The sequence below is a fragment of the Enterobacter sp. WCHEn090032 genome (assembly GCF_003986875.1).
GTDB classification, from domain to species: domain Bacteria; phylum Pseudomonadota; class Gammaproteobacteria; order Enterobacterales; family Enterobacteriaceae; genus Enterobacter; species Enterobacter sichuanensis.
In genome coordinates this window covers 57788-73656 of the sequence record NZ_RXRN01000014.1, presented here as the reverse complement: position 1 = coordinate 73656, position 15869 = coordinate 57788, and the positions used below count along the sequence as shown (strand labels likewise).

Here is a 15869-nt window from a genome sequence, read left to right as displayed (position 1 = left end):
AACCCGAAAACAAACCGTCATACTACGGTGCATGGCACTGCAAAGTAAACGATGACCCATAGTGAACTTCGCGGTAAAATGCGTATCAAATTGAAAATTGCTGCTGACCTGGGGCGTTGCTCCCGGGTCGGTTTTCTTTTTGCTTCTGGCCTGCTCTTGAGGGCCGGGGCAGGGAACACTGCTCCCAACAGGAATGTTTAAGAGGTATAACAAATGCAAGCTATTCCGATGACCTTACGTGGTGCCGAAAAACTGCGCGAAGAGCTGGATTTCCTGAAATCCGTTCGCCGCCCTGAAATCATCGCCGCTATCGCGGAAGCGCGTGAGCATGGCGACCTGAAAGAGAATGCTGAATACCACGCGGCGCGTGAGCAGCAGGGTTTCTGTGAAGGGCGTATTAAAGATATCGAAGCGAAGCTGTCGAATGCGCAGGTTATCGATATTACCAAAATGCCAAACAATGGCCGCGTGATCTTCGGCTCAACGGTTACCGTGCTGAACCTGGATACCGACGAAGAGCAAACGTATCGTATCGTGGGTGACGATGAAGCCGACTTCAAACAGAACCTGATTTCGGTGAACTCACCCATTGCTCGCGGCCTGATTGGCAAAGAGCAGGATGATGTTGTCACCATCCGCACCCCTGGCGGTGAAGTCGAATACGAAATTATCAAGGTTGAGTACCTGTAATTCGCCTCTCTGCAAAGATGTTGATACATTGTAAAGAAAGGAAAAAGGCCGCATAGCGGCCTTTTAACAACTCAAGGAGCATGGCATTTTGCTCACCTGCTGACAGAAATCCCTCGTTTAACACAGAAAATGTGTTTGATTCAGGATATCCTTAGCGTGGCAGCGAGATTTTACGCTCTTTAGATGGGCGATAGAGCACCAGCGTTTTACCGATGACCTGTACATTACAGGCGCCGGTTTCGCGCACGATGGCTTCCACGATCAGGTTTTTAGTGTCTCTGTCTTCAGAGGCGATTTTCACCTTGATCAGCTCGTGGTGTTCCAGCGCTTGTTCAATCTCGGCAAGCACCCCTTCGGTCAAACCATTGTTGCCAAGCATCACTACAGGCTTGAGCGGATGTGCCAGACCTTTAAGGTGCTGTTTTTGTTTAGTACTCAGATTCATCGTATATTTTTGCTTACGTTGGGATTGAAAACGGTTCATTCTACCGCCATCTCCCTTATATCGCCAAATAGCTGCGTAGAAATTTACGTCACAGGCAAGCAACGATGAACCAGGACGGAAATGTTAAATGACAGGTAAAAAGCGTTCTGCCAGCTCCAGCCGCTGGCTTCAGGAACACTTTAGCGATATATATGTTCAACAGGCACAGAAAAAGGGGTTGCGTTCCCGTGCCTGGTTTAAACTTGATGAAATACAGCAAAGTGACAAACTTTTTAAGCCGGGGATGACGGTTGTCGACCTCGGAGCAGCACCTGGCGGATGGTCCCAGTATGCGGTAACGCAGATCGGCGGAACGGGCCGAATCATCGCGTGCGATCTTTTACCAATGGATCCTATCGTCGGTGTCGACTTCCTTCAGGGCGACTTTCGTGATGAATTAGTGCTGAAAGCGTTACTTGATCGTGTAGGTGACAGTAAGGTCCAGGTTGTCATGTCAGATATGGCACCAAATATGTGTGGAACACCGGCGGTGGATATCCCCCGCGCCATGTATCTGGTGGAGCTAGCGTTAGAAATGTGTCGTGATGTACTAGCGCCTGGTGGTAGTTTTGTTGTGAAGGTGTTTCAGGGCGAAGGTTTCGAGGAGTATCTTAAGGAAATTCGCTCCCTGTTTGCGAAGGTCAAAGTTCGTAAGCCGGACTCTTCCCGGGCCCGTTCCCGTGAAGTGTATATTGTAGCGACCGGGCGAAAATGATAACCGGTAGATTTCAGGCGAAAGTTTGAATGAAACTGGATATAGAGTATCCTGACGCTGTTTTTAACACAGTTGTAATATGAGGTTAATCCCTTGAGTGACATGGCGAAAAACCTAATACTCTGGCTGGTCATTGCCGTTGTGCTGATGTCAGTATTCCAGAGCTTTGGGCCCAGCGAGTCGAATGGCCGCAAGGTGGATTATTCTACCTTCCTGCAGGAGGTCAATCAGGACCAGGTTCGCGAAGCGCGTATCAACGGACGTGAGATCAACGTTACCAAGAAAGATAGTAACCGTTACACGACTTACATCCCGGTGAACGATCCTAAGCTGCTTGATAACCTTCTGACCAAAAACGTCAAAGTTGTAGGCGAGCCGCCAGAAGAACCAAGCCTGCTGGCTTCTATCTTCATTTCCTGGTTCCCGATGCTGCTTCTTATCGGCGTCTGGATCTTCTTTATGCGCCAGATGCAGGGCGGCGGTGGCAAAGGTGCCATGTCGTTCGGTAAGAGCAAGGCGCGTATGCTGACGGAAGATCAGATCAAGACCACGTTTGCTGACGTCGCCGGTTGTGACGAAGCGAAAGAAGAAGTAGGTGAATTGGTTGAATACCTGCGTGAGCCGAGCCGTTTCCAGAAACTGGGCGGTAAGATCCCGAAAGGCGTTCTGATGGTTGGTCCTCCGGGTACCGGTAAAACCCTGCTGGCGAAAGCCATCGCGGGTGAAGCGAAGGTGCCGTTCTTTACTATTTCAGGTTCTGACTTCGTCGAAATGTTCGTGGGTGTTGGTGCATCTCGTGTGCGTGACATGTTCGAGCAGGCTAAGAAGGCAGCACCGTGCATTATCTTTATCGATGAAATCGACGCCGTAGGCCGCCAGCGTGGCGCGGGCCTTGGTGGTGGTCACGATGAACGTGAACAGACCCTGAACCAGATGCTGGTTGAGATGGACGGCTTCGAAGGTAACGAAGGTATCATCGTAATCGCGGCGACTAACCGTCCGGACGTTCTTGACCCGGCGCTGCTGCGTCCAGGCCGTTTCGACCGTCAGGTTGTTGTCGGTCTGCCGGATGTTCGCGGTCGTGAACAGATTCTGAAAGTCCATATGCGTCGCGTACCGCTGGCACCAGATATCGATGCGGCAATTATTGCGCGCGGTACCCCGGGCTTCTCCGGTGCGGACCTGGCTAACCTGGTCAACGAAGCTGCACTGTTTGCCGCTCGCGGTAACAAGCGCGTGGTGTCGATGGTCGAATTCGAGAAAGCGAAAGACAAAATCATGATGGGTGCGGAACGTCGCTCCATGGTGATGACGGAAGCGCAGAAAGAGTCCACTGCATACCACGAAGCAGGCCATGCGATTATCGGTCGCCTGGTGCCGGAACACGATCCGGTGCATAAAGTGACGATTATTCCACGCGGCCGTGCGCTGGGTGTGACCTTCTTCCTGCCTGAAGGCGACGCGATCAGCGCCAGCCGTCAGAAACTGGAAAGCCAGATTTCGACCCTGTACGGTGGTCGTCTGGCGGAAGAGATCATCTACGGGCCAGAACATGTTTCTACCGGTGCGTCCAACGACATTAAAGTCGCGACAAATCTGGCGCGTAACATGGTGACTCAGTGGGGCTTCTCCGACAAACTCGGTCCGCTGCTGTATGCAGAGGAAGAGGGTGAAGTGTTCCTGGGCCGCTCCGTGGCGAAAGCGAAACATATGTCCGATGAAACAGCTCGTATCATCGACCAGGAAGTGAAAGCGCTGATTGAACGTAACTATGGTCGCGCACGTCAGATCCTGAACGACAATATGGACATCCTGCATTCGATGAAAGATGCACTCATGAAATATGAGACCATCGATGCTCCGCAGATTGACGACCTGATGGCTCGCCGCGAAGTGCGTCCGCCAGCAGGCTGGGAAGACCCAGGCGCTTCCAACAATTCTGACAACAATGGCACTCCGCGTGCGCCGCGTCCGGTTGATGAACCGCGTACGCCGAACCCGGGCAACACCATGTCAGAACAGTTGGGCGATAAGTAAGTCACTGCTGTTGAAATGTTTTTCTGTACCTCAAACCCTGGAGCTTGCTCCGGGGTTTTTCTTTTTCATTAAACCACATTAATACCAGGGATTTAGCCATGAAACTATTCGCCCAGGACTCGCATCTCGATCTTTCACATCCTCATGTGATGGGGATCCTGAATGTTACCCCTGACTCCTTCTCAGATGGCGGCACGCATAACACCCTGATCGAGGCGGTTAAGCACGCCAATTTAATGATCAACGCGGGTGCCACCATTATTGACGTTGGCGGTGAGTCGACACGACCTGGTGCGGCAGATGTTTCGGTGGAAGAAGAGCTGGCACGCGTGGTGCCGGTGGTTGAAGCCATCGCCCAGCGCTTTGAGGTATGGATCTCCGTCGATACCTCCAAACCTGAGGTGATTCGGGAAGTGGCGAGAGTGGGTGCTCACATTATTAATGATATTCGTTCACTGACAGAGCCGGGGGCGATTGAAGCGGCCGCGGAAACCGGGCTGCCGGTGTGTCTGATGCACATGCAGGGTCAGCCGAAAACGATGCAGGATGCGCCGAAGTATGACGACGTCTTTGCGGATGTAAATCGCTTCTTTATTAAGCACATCGCACGCTGTGAACGTGCGGGCATCCCAAAAGAGAAATTGCTGCTCGACCCGGGGTTCGGTTTCGGTAAAAATCTCTCACACAATTATGCATTGCTTGCACGCTTATCAGAGTTTCATCATTTCGGCCTGCCGCTGCTGGTGGGTATGTCGAGAAAGTCGATGATTGGGCAGTTGCTTAATGTCGGTCCGAGTGAGCGCCTGAGCGGGAGTCTGGCCTGCGCGGTGATTGCGGCGATGCAGGGGGCGCACATTATTCGTGTCCATGACGTCAAAGAAACAGTAGAAGCCATGCGTGTGGTGGAAGCCACACTGGCAGCGAAGGAAAACAAACGCTATGAGTAATCGTAAATATTTTGGTACCGATGGTATCCGTGGCCGGGTAGGCGATGCGCCAATCACCCCTGACTTTGTCCTGAAGCTTGGCTGGGCCGCTGGCAAGGTACTGGCACGTCATGGTTCCCGTAAGATCATTATCGGTAAAGATACCCGTATTTCGGGTTATATGCTGGAGTCTGCGCTGGAAGCCGGTCTGGCGGCTGCAGGTCTTTCTGCCTCCTTTACTGGGCCAATGCCAACGCCTGCTGTTGCGTATCTGACCCGCACCTTCCGCGCGGAAGCGGGGATTGTCATTTCTGCTTCTCACAACCCGTTCTATGACAACGGCATCAAATTCTTCTCTATCGATGGCACCAAGCTGCCGGACGAAGTGGAAGAAGCCATTGAAGCCGAGATGGAAAAAGAGATCACCTGTGTAGATTCCGCTGAGCTGGGGAAAGCGAACCGTATTGTCGATGCAGCGGGTCGTTACATTGAATTTTGCAAAGGTACGTTCCCGAACGAACTGAGCCTGGCGCACCTCAAAATTGTGGTGGACTGTGCAAACGGTGCGACCTATCACATCGCTCCGAATGTCTTCCGTGAGCTGGGTGCGAAAGTGATCGCTATCGGTTGTGAGCCGGATGGTCTGAACATTAACGAACAGGTCGGTGCGACGGACGTTCGTGCCCTGCAGGCGCGCGTGCTGGCGGAGAAAGCCGATCTGGGTATTGCGCTGGACGGTGACGGTGATCGTGTGATCATGGTCGACCACGAAGGGAATAAAGTCGACGGCGACCAGATCCTGTATATCATCGCGCGTGAAGGTCTGCGTCAGGGTCAGCTGCGCGGCGGCGCGGTGGGGACCCTGATGAGTAACATGGGTCTGGAACTGGCGCTGAAACAGCTTGGGATCCCGTTTGTCCGCGCGAAAGTGGGCGACCGCTATGTGCTGGAGAAACTTCAGGAGAAGGGCTGGCGTATCGGTGCTGAAAACTCGGGCCACGTGATCCTGCTGGACAAAACGACCACCGGTGACGGCATCGTGGCCGCGCTGCAGGTCGTTGCCGCCATGGCACGTAACCATATGACCCTGCAGGATCTCTGCAGCGGCATGAAAATGTTCCCGCAGGTGCTGGTAAACGTGCGCTTCACCGCCGGCAAAGGCGATCCGCTGGAAAGTGAAAATGTGAAAGCGGTAATGGCTGAGGTTGAAGCCGCGCTCGGCAGCCGTGGGCGCGTTCTGCTGCGTAAGTCTGGTACTGAACCGCTGATCCGCGTGATGGTAGAGGGCGAAGACGAAGCGCAGGTGACAGAATTTGCGCACCGTATTGCGGATGCCGTAAAGGCGGTTTAAACAGCCCGCAGCGGCGAACTGATAAACCCTAAAAAACGTTGTTACGTTTCAATGCAAAACGCCTGGTGGTCATTCACCGGGCGTTTTGTTTTTTATCTGGCAGAGCAAAAAAATAGCTAAGTACGGCTAATTATTTGATTTGGAATGATATTCGTAACAAAACGGATGAATGTTTTTATTTAAAATTACATGGGTTGTTATTTGTAATGTCATTTCATGTTAATGAAAAATTAAATAAGTGCCTGTCAGATGTCTCTTATTTCGTTGAATTAATTATTAAGAATGATCTTTCGTTATTGTTCAATAACAATATGGCATTAAATTTTTAAGCTAAATATAAATGTATTCTTAGTTTTTTTGTGTTTGGTTGTGTCAGTTTTTTTCTGAGTGAATAATGCCAGTGCTGCAGGGCAATACACCTGCGACATAACATGGATTAATAAGGGCATATAATGAATACATTGATATTAGATTTAAAAGGGAATGTGGCTCGCAAAGTCGCACAGGTAAAAGAGATGAGAAAACAGCGCGGTGTGACGTTGCTGGAAATTATCATCGTTTTGGGGATTATCGGTGTTATTGCCGCGGGTGTGGTTATCCTTGCTCAGCGTGCGTTTACTTCACAGGATTTGTCTGACATCCAGAATAATACCAACAGCATCCGTACCGCGATGACTGAGGCATTCAAAGATGAGACTGAATATCCAGACCCAACGTCAACCGCAATTAATCTCACAAAAGCAAACGTAGCTACTGCTAATGACCTCTCTCCTATTGTTACGCTTAACAAATTAGGAAAAATATCCCCTAATGAATCTTTCAACGGAATCTCAGGCGATGTTTTCCAAATTGGTAATGCTATCGTTGATCAAAGCAGTACTGTTAGCAAAGGGTTTGTCGTATTGGTTAACGGTTTGGATCAAGAAACCTGTCGTAACCTGATTTCTCAAATGGGTAATCAATGGGATTATGTTGGTATTATCAATGCACCATCTGGCGTCGATCAGTCCGCTGCGTTAACTGACGTTGCATTGGATGATGCAATTTCTACTAACGTACTGAAGTCTCTTGCTACATCTGCAGATATCCCAGCTGCAAACATTGTTGCAGATACAACCTGTAATAACACAGGCGCTGGCAACGGTATTGTTTTCGGTAGTAAATAATTAAAGATATCTGAAATGCTATAAAAATTGTTTCAGATTGAGCAGAGTGGCTATTTAAATAAATAGCCACTCAAATATATTGCCAATAAAAAGAATTACTCAGGGTTATCTATGCGGTCGCGAAATCGAGCATCGGGTTTTTCATTGCTGGAAATCATCGTTGTATTGGCTATTGCAGGAAGTGCGTTAGTGGCTTACACCAACTATGCGCGAAAACAGGCTGCAAAAGAGATGCGCCAGAACATTGCCAATGCACTTGTCCATGAAATGAATGGCGTGATGAATTTCTTACGCGACGGGACGCTGCAAACTAAAGATGGTGAGAAGCCTAACCCATTTTATGAAAGTGTTATTTCGCCTTCGGAAGCGCACTATCATTATCGTATCACGAATGGTGTTACCGATATCGATACAGGAACCGCGACCCAGTATTTTTTATGGGGTGATGGAACCAATCCTCAAAAACAGCAGCGTTACTATTTTATCAGTAAAGGCTGTAAGGTTACGCTGAAATCCACATATGAGTTAACAAACGAGTATCTGCCCTGCTCACTGATGAGTTCAGCCAGCAACCCAGCAGCCAAAATTGAACGTATTGGGTTTGCTACCGATGATTTGCAAAAGCAGTCCAACACCGTTGATCGTATGGATGCCATTGTCGCATTTAACTTTACGCAGGGTGATGACAAATACAGCTTTGCCAATTACGTGTCACCTTTTAACAATGCCCTTAATAATACGGGTTTGATCGCTTCTCATATCATGATTGTTCACCGGGGGACGACAGCAGATGCCTGGAAGTTGGTGACAAAGGCTGATGGCAGCACACCCATTGAATTTGCTGATATCGCATCGAATCTGGAACGACTTGAGAAAATCGGTAATGGCCAGCAACTGGGCATTCGCTTTATCTTCGAGATGAAGGATAACGACAGTGGTGGTAGCGGTGGTGGTGGTTCGAAGTGTTGGAGCACCACGAAGAGTAAGATTGAACTGTGCTACAACCAGGAAGCGGGTACGGGTATGCATGGTGAAGATCAAATCCTGTCGTTGGATATGCTTGATAAGGATAATCAAGATGACGGAACCAGAACAGGCACGCTAAAAGCAAACCTTGTGATGGAAAATACCGGCAGACCCGTTTATATCTTCAAACGGAGCTATGGTGGCGACCTGCAGCTATCTGCAAACGGCGAGCCTGAGCGTTTTACGTATAAAGACGCTAACGGCGAAGCATTTGAAGGTGAGTTTTACCTTGATGATAATACCGGGCACCGTGCCTGGGATGGAAATACAATGAGTGGCGCTGATGTAACCTCAGAGTATTATATACCTGAAGTATATGATGCTTTTGAACTGGTCACACCCTCTGTGACAGAATATTCAGGCTTCGAAAAAGAGTCAGTAGACATCACGAATGTTCAAAATTTCGTGCCTGATTATAATGAGGATAGTCACTCCGGAACGCATCGATTTTATGTGCAGTCATGCCCAAAAATTAAGCAAGACATAATACTACGTGATGCTAAGGGTAATGCGCTGCTGAATAGTGAAGGAAAACAACAGACTGTATCTGTGGAAAGGGTGTTATATCCGCACTTATCAGCCAGTCTTTCGTCTGTTTCGGCTTACAGTGGCGGTGGTAAAACGGATATGTATACCACTGAAAATGATACACGACATAATATTTCCGATCGCGATAAATTGGATCTGCTGGGTGGTGTGACAATACAGGTTGAACTTGCCGAACAGGAAATGGCTCATGGTGGGGAAGATGGACAACATAACCCTGGTCGAAAATTAATATATCCTAATGCCAAATATGTATGGGTAGTGACCGCTACAATGGGTATGTATGATTCAGAATCAGGGCTGGGAGTTAATATTGAAAACCCGCAGTCGATATCTTATACGATCACTAAGTGGTGCAGTACTATTCCACAATCAGGCACGCCATATGATTTATTAAGCACAACCACTTATAAATAATACTCTGCAGAAAGTAAGGAAAAAAAATGATTGTCAGGAAGATAAGCCTCTTTTTATTTTTGGTTATGTCACTGCCTCAAGCGCTGGCAAGCAATGACAGTTCTTCTGCCATAACGATGAACACGCAATCCACAATGCTAAATGCGACTAACCAACAAGTAAGTAAAAACCCATTTTCTGATTCAGCGCAAAATGTAGCTATATCTTTAGTGTCCTCATTAATCATTGAGGAAAATAATCTGTTGAGCCAGGAGATTCAAAAGTGGGTAACCGGCAATGGATATAAACTCTTTTGGAACAGTAAAAAAGATTATCTTGTTTACAACAGAATTACATTATCAGGTAAAAGTGATGATGAGATACTGCAAGCCCTTGGAGAACTTTTTTTCTCAGAAAATTATGGTCTGGTTGTGAAAAAATACCAAAAAAACCGTGTGATTGTCATTGATGAAATGTGAGATGGGTACAGGGATGAAAATTAAGACAGGCTTGTTAATGTTAACCATTTTGCTTCAGGGTTGTATTAGCGATTTTGAGGAAAAGTATGATTCAGAAAGGCAGGTGCAAGAACATTTCAAAAATACCACCACGCAGGACGAATCTAAAGCAAAGCCATATATTAAATACGACGGTGCTTTTATAGGTCAGAAAGTTGATTATAGCGTTGAGCAGCAACGTATTATGGGCAAGCATGTCAAAATCTCATCCTATGAGCCTGCGACGTTATCTGTCATCATGGACGCTGTTTCAGCTCAAACAGGAATCAGCTATCGAATTAACGATACTGCATTAGGTGGAAAGTCCGGCAGCACCAGCGGCGATAGCAGTTGGGATGTTGCTCGTAGTGTAAAATTTGATGGGACCTTCGAAGAGTTTATTGATTATATCGCCTCTCTCTATGATGTGAGTCCTAAGCTTGATAACCATAACGTTCTAAAAGTAAATGTCTTTGAAACCTATGTTATTAAGCTGGATTTCTATGGTGAAAACAATAAAACCGAAACAACACTTGACCTCTCTGGTAATGAAGCCACTTCGAACGGTGGGCTGACCGGTAAGACGGAGACCAAGTTTGAATCCTCATTCTGGGATGATGTTGAGGATATGGCAAAAAATTATATATCATCCGGAAATTATAACATATTTAAAGATTCATCAATTTTAATGGTCAATTCAAGACCGTCGGAATATGAAGCTTTAAATCGTTCTTTAGAAAAATATAAGGCAGATAATAGCCGGCAATTTATTGTTACGTATAAGATATTTACTCTCGACAAAAGTAAAGTCAAAGAGTTGACTGCGGGGCTTAATTTTAACTTCAATGATGCGCATAACACCATGAAGATAAGTTCAAGTCTGCTAGATTCCTTGACGGGAGGCATAACGGCTGGCTGGAAAAATAGTCACGTTGATATCAGCGGTGGCCTGGATGCTTTGTATAAATTAACCGGAGACAGGTCTTTACAAAGCGGTTCTTTTATAACTCGTAATAATATGGCAGTACCGCTCAACATGACAAAATCCCAGAATTATGTCTCCAGCAGAACGCGAACGGTTGATGATAATGGTGAGGTCAATGTTGAGGTGGAAACATCAGCAATCATCACCGGGACAAGCTTTATTATCACACCACGCGTACTTTCTGATGGGCGAATAGAGGTGGTGAGCGGTTTTACTAAACGTTACCTGGAAGGTATTGAAACGTACGATGATGTTCAGCTGCCAAATGTCAGCACGACAGAATCGTTTAACTCATCAATTATTATGCCCGGCGATCTGCTAATGGTAGCGAAGTATGACGTCAAAGGCGAGAAAGGCGGTCTTGAATATCAGGTGCTTGGCGTTGGTGACAAAGACGAGGATGAAGCAGCGACTGTCGTAATGGTCATTGGTGTCGATTACTATCGACAGCCCATCACTTCCCGATAGGAGGAGGTATGGAAAAGCTATTGCAAGCTAACAATATTCTTACTGGTCTTCTTTGGGAACCAGAAAGTTTGTCTTTCCTTGATCCCGGTGCGCAGGCTGCTTTTCGTGGAATGGTTAAAGCTAATCGTCGGTTGGTGTATAAAGACGCAGCGGGACACCTGGCGCTCGGGTATTGTGAAAAAATTTCCACACTCTATGAGCCGTTTGCCATTTATATTAAAGAGCTTTTTGGAGATGGGATCTACTTTTCGCACAGTGATGATAATTTTACCTATCTGTTAATAGTTAACGAAGGGCGGATTGTTAGCGGAACGGATTGTTTTATTGAACGTGAGCTGTTTGATGAGTTAATGCGACACCCGGAACAATATGAACATCTTGAAGTCACACTTTTGACTGAGGTTCAGCTGTCCGTCGTTATTGAAAAATGTCACGCTCATCAGGTATCTCTTAAACGTCGTCGAAGATTTATCATTAGTTCAATCCTCTTTGGCGGAATCATATTTTTGGCACTGCTTGCGTTAGCGTTGCATTTTTTGGTTGCAGGATAAACTATGCTTGAAGGATTCTATTTCTGGAAAAATAAAAATGGAACGGCATCCGCAATGCGCATTGTTCCATTTTTACTGGTGGTTGTGCTGTTATTATCTGGTGCTGGGGCAGGTTATTGGTATTATTTTATAAAATTGCCTGCTGATGAGTTACTGGCCAGGCAGCAGGCAGCGCAGAAAATACGTAGTGATATTAATACTGTTCAAGACTGGTATGAAAAATCATTAGACGGCTTTGATATCAGCTCTGGTATTAGAATCCTCAATGAGATCCATCATACTTTAGTTCCGGTAAGGATGGTTTATTTTTCAGCGAAATCAGTAAACATTGTCTGTACAGAAAAATCTTGCAACATGGGGTTTGAACTGGAGCCAGAGCGTATTCTGACTCAGCCGGAATTAACATTTTTTGGCAAGCGATATACGGCTTCTTTTCCAATGCAGAAAGGAAAGGTAAAAACGGACGTCATCTCTCTTGAATATAATGGTATGGGGGTTAAGGACCTTAAAAATGATTTGCTGAAAGCCTATAAGAAGGAAAAAAAATTAACTCTTCATGCATGCAATGAGGTCATCTCTTATATTAAAACCTATAATAGCGCATTGGAAAAAGAAGAGCACAAGTCAAAAGATGGGGAGATTATTTTTAAATCTTTACCTAAATCCTCAGTCAGCGATTTGGAAAAGAGATTAGCGGGTCAGGTTAAACCTTACAATATGCTTTTTTCAGAATGGAGTATGGAAATAACACGAGGCGATAGTAATGAAGAGGATGAGATCATATTGCTTCAGGCTTTCTTATATAAACAAGCATATCGTGATGCCTTTCTGATAAGGAAAATTGAAAGTATTAAAGACGGAATGAAAGTGTCTGGAGGATTAGTATGCAAAGCGTAAAAAAATTAATGGTGGTAGTATTTGCAATAGCGTTGGGGGGTAGGGTTATTGCTGCACCCACTACTGATTTACCCGTGGCACCTAAAACGCAAGGAAATGCCACAACGTCTGCCAATGAGTCAGAAAAGGACGTCAAGACCGTAAATAATTTTTCGAATGATAAATTAGATGAATCTTTATCATCAGAACTGATGATGCAGAAGCATATCCAGCAACTGGTAGAAAATGATTATCGCTACCAGGCAGAATTACGCAAGCTGAAGCATGAAGTCGAGATGGAAAAGATGCTCAGCGAAATTCGCAAGTTACGTGGTGAGGATAAAGTAAAACCTGTTCCGGCACCGGCACGGGAGACGGTTAATATTTCCGAGAACAAAGCATCGGTTACTGAAAATTCGCCTTTACCTCATGTCGTGCTGGAGTCTGTCATCGGTGGTCTTTCTCGTATTGCCGTTATTAATCAAGGTGGTGATCAATTGCTTTATGTTCAGCCTGGTGAGACATTTGCAATGGATGGCAAACAATACATTCTGACAAAAGATAAAAAAATTGGTTTGCAGATTAAGGAAGCAAATCTGTGAATGTTGGGTTTAAACGTATCGCATCTGAAGAGATACTTTCAGGGCATTGGGAATACCACGAATTTGAAGGGATAGGGATCAGTGCAACCCATGAAAATAATGAATATTTACTTGTACATATAGTTAATATCGATAAGCTTTTCGAATATAAGTTACAGATATCGCGTCTGAAATCAATGCATAAGCGGCCGGTCGTTGGTATTGCCGTCGTTTCAGAGGAAGATTATTTTCATATTCTGGAGTTTATCTCGCTGAGGGCATTAAATGCCGCTCAGAATGAGATTGATGTCACCGATACACAAAAGCAGCTTGTCAGCATACTCCAGCGCGTAGTGAGCATGGGTGCCAGCGACCTGCATATTACGCGTAATGATGTGCTTGCCCAGTTTGAAGCGCGCGTTAATGGGGTGCTGATGCCATTTATGCAGATAAAATCGCAGCAATGTGATGAGCTGGTATTTGTATTGTACAACGTTGAAGCGACAACAAGAGATACGACATGGAACCGGGCGATTCCACAGAATGCAAACATACTTTATAGCCTTAACGGTAAACCTTATCGTTTTCGTTATGCGCACTTCCCTATCTTCGGTGAAACTGCGGACTGCTACCACGCTGTGTTACGTATTATCCCCTCGGGTTTGCAAAAAGATAATCTGGGGTCTCTGGAAAAGATAGGTATATCGCCTGAAGAAATTGTCGATCTCAAAAAGATCCTCAGTAACCCTTATGGCGCGTATGTGATTGCAGGTACGACAGGATCGGGTAAGTCGACCACCCTAAAAAACCTGATGGAATGGCTGCAAATCAATCGCTATGACGACCGAGGCTGTTTTCTGACTGTTGAAGATCCGGTCGAATATCAGATCTATGGCGCAAAACAAAGCTCTGTTGTGAGTGTAGATGGAGGGGGGTTTCACGCGGCAATAAAATCAGCGCTTCGCAGAGACCCCGATGTTTTGATGGTGGGGGAAATTCGTGACAATGTTTCCGCGAATGCCCTGGCCGGGGCGGTTGAAAGTGGTCACTACTGTTTTACTACCGTTCATGCGGGAAATATCGTTTCGCTGCTGCAGCGCATGTCAGCGCTGGGTATTAGCAGCGATAAACTCTCCACCCCCGGCTTTGTTGCCGGTTTACAGTGTCAAAAATTAGTCCCCGTGCTTTGCGAAGCGTGTAAACAATTTTATGAAGAAAAAATCATATACGGGCAAAGCTTTAATCTCTATCGCGCAGGAGAGAATGGATGCGTTAAGTGTAAACACAGTGGTATTAAAGGAAGGCAACTTGTAATGGAATACTTTTTGCCGACTTATGAGGAACTTGCTGCCATTTCCCGACAGGAGTGGCTTAACGTTTATACCCTCTGGCGTGAAAAAAGGAAAACAACCCCGGGGCTTGCCGAAGGATTTGAGATACGTGAAAAAGTCATGGCCCATGTTTTGCGTGGTCGGATTGATGCGTATTGGTTTGCAATGGAATTCGGCGTCCTGCCGGATGAAGACCTGGAGATGATCGTTGAAAAAATTCACTAAAAAGCAGCGAATTTATATCTACCAGTTTTGCGCAGATATGGTGAAGGCTGGCCTGCCTTTGTATGATTCAATGCAAAAGCTGCAAAAGGAAGGCCAAACCTTATTGGGTAAAGGCTTCAGTCAGCGACTGCTTGGTTTGATCAACCAGATGAAACAGGAAACTTCTGTAGCCGCGGTATTCGAAGGCCTGGTTCCGAATTCAGAATTAAGCGTCATCACTGCAGCAGAAAAGAGTGGAAGCCTGTCTGAGGGATTTTTTACGCTCGTTTCTATTATTAAATATAATGATGAGCTAAGGAAAAAAATCATCGGTGCGCTTATCTTTCCTCTGATCATGATCACTTTATCTCTGATTGTGATTGCCGGCTATTCTCTGAAAGTTTTTCCCGCTTTCGCATCCGTTGTGCCCATTGATAAATGGCCTGGCGTTACGCAGAGCCTTTATCATTTTGGGGTTGCACTTTATGAAGGTCTCTGGCTAAAAATTCTGATTGGATTTGTTCTGTTGGTTATCCTCATACGTTTCGCGATGGCCAATATGAAAGGAACGATGAGGAATAAAGTTTGTGACAGAGTAATGCCTTTTTCGACCTATCGGCAGTTGACCTCTTCGATCTTTCTGAATAACTTGTCGCTCATGTTGAGCAACAGTATTCCTCTGACGGACGCCCTGACTATTATCCAGTTGAATGCCAATCGCTGGCTGAAATGGCATATTTTCGCCATGCTGGAAAAAATGGCCCATGGTATCAATTATGGAAAGGCACTTGATACAGGTCTTATGGGACCGGAAGAACTGCTGAATATTAGCTTGTATGCCGATCTTCCTTCGTTCAATGAAGTACTGCTTTCTGTTTCTGAGCGTTCAAGAGAGCATATTCAGGAGTACATAAAAAAACTGGCAGGGCTTCTGAAGAATTTAGCCACGCTTGTTTTGGGGGGCAGCGTGGTTTGGGTCTTTGTTGCTCTTTTCTCATTGATGGATACGCTTTCAAAAAATGCAGTAGGGTAATTAAAG

General features: G+C 46.1%; 15 protein-coding genes. 14 read left to right on the top strand and 1 reads right to left on the bottom strand.

The genetic code is table 11. The features are described from left to right. The first annotated feature begins 213 nt into the window (after positions 1–213). Positions 214–690: a transcription elongation factor GreA gene (greA, locus tag EKN83_RS13845; protein ID WP_025756709.1), complete on the top strand. Its 477-nt coding sequence runs from the start codon at positions 214–216 to the stop codon at positions 688–690. Between the two features lie 151 nt (positions 691–841). Here the strand turns inward: greA and yhbY are convergent, their stop codons facing one another. Then, positions 842–1135, bottom strand: a complete 294-nt coding sequence (gene yhbY / locus EKN83_RS13840) for a ribosome assembly RNA-binding protein YhbY (protein ID WP_003861814.1) — start codon at positions 1133–1135, stop codon at positions 842–844. Between the two features lie 127 nt (positions 1136–1262). On the opposite strand from yhbY, the gene rlmE reads away from it, so the two are divergent. The 13 genes from rlmE to EKN83_RS13775 all read left to right on the top strand — a co-directional run bounded on the left by rlmE (position 1263) and on the right by EKN83_RS13775 (position 15863). Further along, positions 1263–1889: a 23S rRNA (uridine(2552)-2'-O)-methyltransferase RlmE gene (gene rlmE / locus EKN83_RS13835; protein WP_126801146.1), complete on the top strand. Its 627-nt coding sequence runs from the start codon at positions 1263–1265 to the stop codon at positions 1887–1889. Between the two features lie 102 nt (positions 1890–1991). After that, on the top strand, positions 1992–3926 hold the full coding sequence (gene ftsH / locus EKN83_RS13830) for an ATP-dependent zinc metalloprotease FtsH (RefSeq protein ID WP_013098921.1): 1935 nt from the start codon (positions 1992–1994) through the stop codon (positions 3924–3926). A gap of 98 nt (positions 3927–4024) precedes the next feature. Continuing rightward, positions 4025–4873 carry a dihydropteroate synthase gene (gene folP / locus EKN83_RS13825; RefSeq protein ID WP_126801145.1) on the top strand — a complete coding sequence of 283 codons (849 nt, stop codon included), beginning with the start codon at positions 4025–4027 and terminating at the stop codon, positions 4871–4873. Continuing rightward, entirely contained in the window at positions 4866–6203 is a 1338-nt protein-coding gene (gene glmM / locus EKN83_RS13820) for a phosphoglucosamine mutase (RefSeq protein WP_095450580.1), read from the top strand. The genes folP and glmM overlap by 8 nt, the downstream gene beginning before the upstream one ends. Positions 6204–6655: 452 nt before the next feature. Next, positions 6656–7369 (top strand): type IV pilus major pilin, encoded by a 714-nt coding sequence (locus tag EKN83_RS13815; RefSeq protein ID WP_045284750.1) that lies wholly within the window; start codon positions 6656–6658, stop codon positions 7367–7369. Between the two features lie 111 nt (positions 7370–7480). After that, positions 7481–9358 carry a type II secretion system protein gene (locus tag EKN83_RS13810; RefSeq protein WP_126801144.1) on the top strand — a complete coding sequence of 626 codons (1878 nt, stop codon included), beginning with the start codon at positions 7481–7483 and terminating at the stop codon, positions 9356–9358. A 26-nt stretch (positions 9359–9384) separates the two neighbouring features. Continuing rightward, positions 9385–9816, top strand: coding sequence for a TcpQ domain-containing protein (locus EKN83_RS13805; RefSeq protein WP_126801143.1), 432 nt, complete (start codon positions 9385–9387; stop codon positions 9814–9816). A 13-nt stretch (positions 9817–9829) separates the two neighbouring features. Further along, positions 9830–11287, top strand: a complete 1458-nt coding sequence (locus tag EKN83_RS13800) for a type II and III secretion system protein (protein WP_126801142.1) — start codon at positions 9830–9832, stop codon at positions 11285–11287. An 8-nt stretch (positions 11288–11295) separates the two neighbouring features. Next, the gene (locus EKN83_RS13795) at positions 11296–11838 is read left to right on the top strand and encodes a pilus assembly protein (RefSeq protein WP_126801141.1); all 543 of its coding nucleotides are present in this window, start codon (positions 11296–11298) and stop codon (positions 11836–11838) included. A gap of 3 nt (positions 11839–11841) precedes the next feature. Continuing rightward, on the top strand, positions 11842–12735 hold the full coding sequence (locus tag EKN83_RS13790) for a hypothetical protein (protein WP_126801140.1): 894 nt from the start codon (positions 11842–11844) through the stop codon (positions 12733–12735). After that, positions 12723–13316: a hypothetical protein gene (locus EKN83_RS13785; protein WP_126801139.1), complete on the top strand. Its 594-nt coding sequence runs from the start codon at positions 12723–12725 to the stop codon at positions 13314–13316. The genes EKN83_RS13790 and EKN83_RS13785 overlap by 13 nt, the downstream gene beginning before the upstream one ends. Before the next feature lie 176 nt (positions 13317–13492). Further along, complete coding sequence (locus tag EKN83_RS13780; protein ID WP_185857680.1) at positions 13493–14851, top strand: ATPase, T2SS/T4P/T4SS family; 1359 nt, start codon at positions 13493–13495, stop codon at positions 14849–14851. Then, positions 14835–15863 (top strand): type II secretion system F family protein, encoded by a 1029-nt coding sequence (locus tag EKN83_RS13775; RefSeq protein WP_126801137.1) that lies wholly within the window; start codon positions 14835–14837, stop codon positions 15861–15863. The genes EKN83_RS13780 and EKN83_RS13775 overlap by 17 nt, the downstream gene beginning before the upstream one ends. The last annotated feature ends 6 nt before the right edge of the window (positions 15864–15869 follow it).

What these genes read in the sequence shown, in the direction of transcription:
- greA (WP_025756709.1), top strand. Translation starts at nt 214, where the DNA reads ATGCAAGCTATTCCGATGACCTTACGTGGTGCCGAAAAACTGCGCGAA.
- yhbY (WP_003861814.1), bottom strand. Translation starts at nt 1,135, where the DNA reads ATGAATCTGAGTACTAAACAAAAACAGCACCTTAAAGGTCTGGCACAT.
- rlmE (WP_126801146.1), top strand. Translation starts at nt 1,263, where the DNA reads ATGACAGGTAAAAAGCGTTCTGCCAGCTCCAGCCGCTGGCTTCAGGAA.
- ftsH (WP_013098921.1), top strand. Translation starts at nt 1,992, where the DNA reads ATGGCGAAAAACCTAATACTCTGGCTGGTCATTGCCGTTGTGCTGATG.
- folP (WP_126801145.1), top strand. Translation starts at nt 4,025, where the DNA reads ATGAAACTATTCGCCCAGGACTCGCATCTCGATCTTTCACATCCTCAT.
- glmM (WP_095450580.1), top strand. Translation starts at nt 4,866, where the DNA reads ATGAGTAATCGTAAATATTTTGGTACCGATGGTATCCGTGGCCGGGTA.
- EKN83_RS13815 (WP_045284750.1), top strand. Translation starts at nt 6,656, where the DNA reads ATGAATACATTGATATTAGATTTAAAAGGGAATGTGGCTCGCAAAGTC.
- EKN83_RS13810 (WP_126801144.1), top strand. Translation starts at nt 7,481, where the DNA reads ATGCGGTCGCGAAATCGAGCATCGGGTTTTTCATTGCTGGAAATCATC.
- EKN83_RS13805 (WP_126801143.1), top strand. Translation starts at nt 9,385, where the DNA reads ATGATTGTCAGGAAGATAAGCCTCTTTTTATTTTTGGTTATGTCACTG.
- EKN83_RS13800 (WP_126801142.1), top strand. Translation starts at nt 9,830, where the DNA reads ATGAAAATTAAGACAGGCTTGTTAATGTTAACCATTTTGCTTCAGGGT.
- EKN83_RS13795 (WP_126801141.1), top strand. Translation starts at nt 11,296, where the DNA reads ATGGAAAAGCTATTGCAAGCTAACAATATTCTTACTGGTCTTCTTTGG.
- EKN83_RS13790 (WP_126801140.1), top strand. Translation starts at nt 11,842, where the DNA reads ATGCTTGAAGGATTCTATTTCTGGAAAAATAAAAATGGAACGGCATCC.
- EKN83_RS13785 (WP_126801139.1), top strand. Translation starts at nt 12,723, where the DNA reads ATGCAAAGCGTAAAAAAATTAATGGTGGTAGTATTTGCAATAGCGTTG.
- EKN83_RS13780 (WP_185857680.1), top strand. Translation starts at nt 13,493, where the DNA reads ATGCATAAGCGGCCGGTCGTTGGTATTGCCGTCGTTTCAGAGGAAGAT.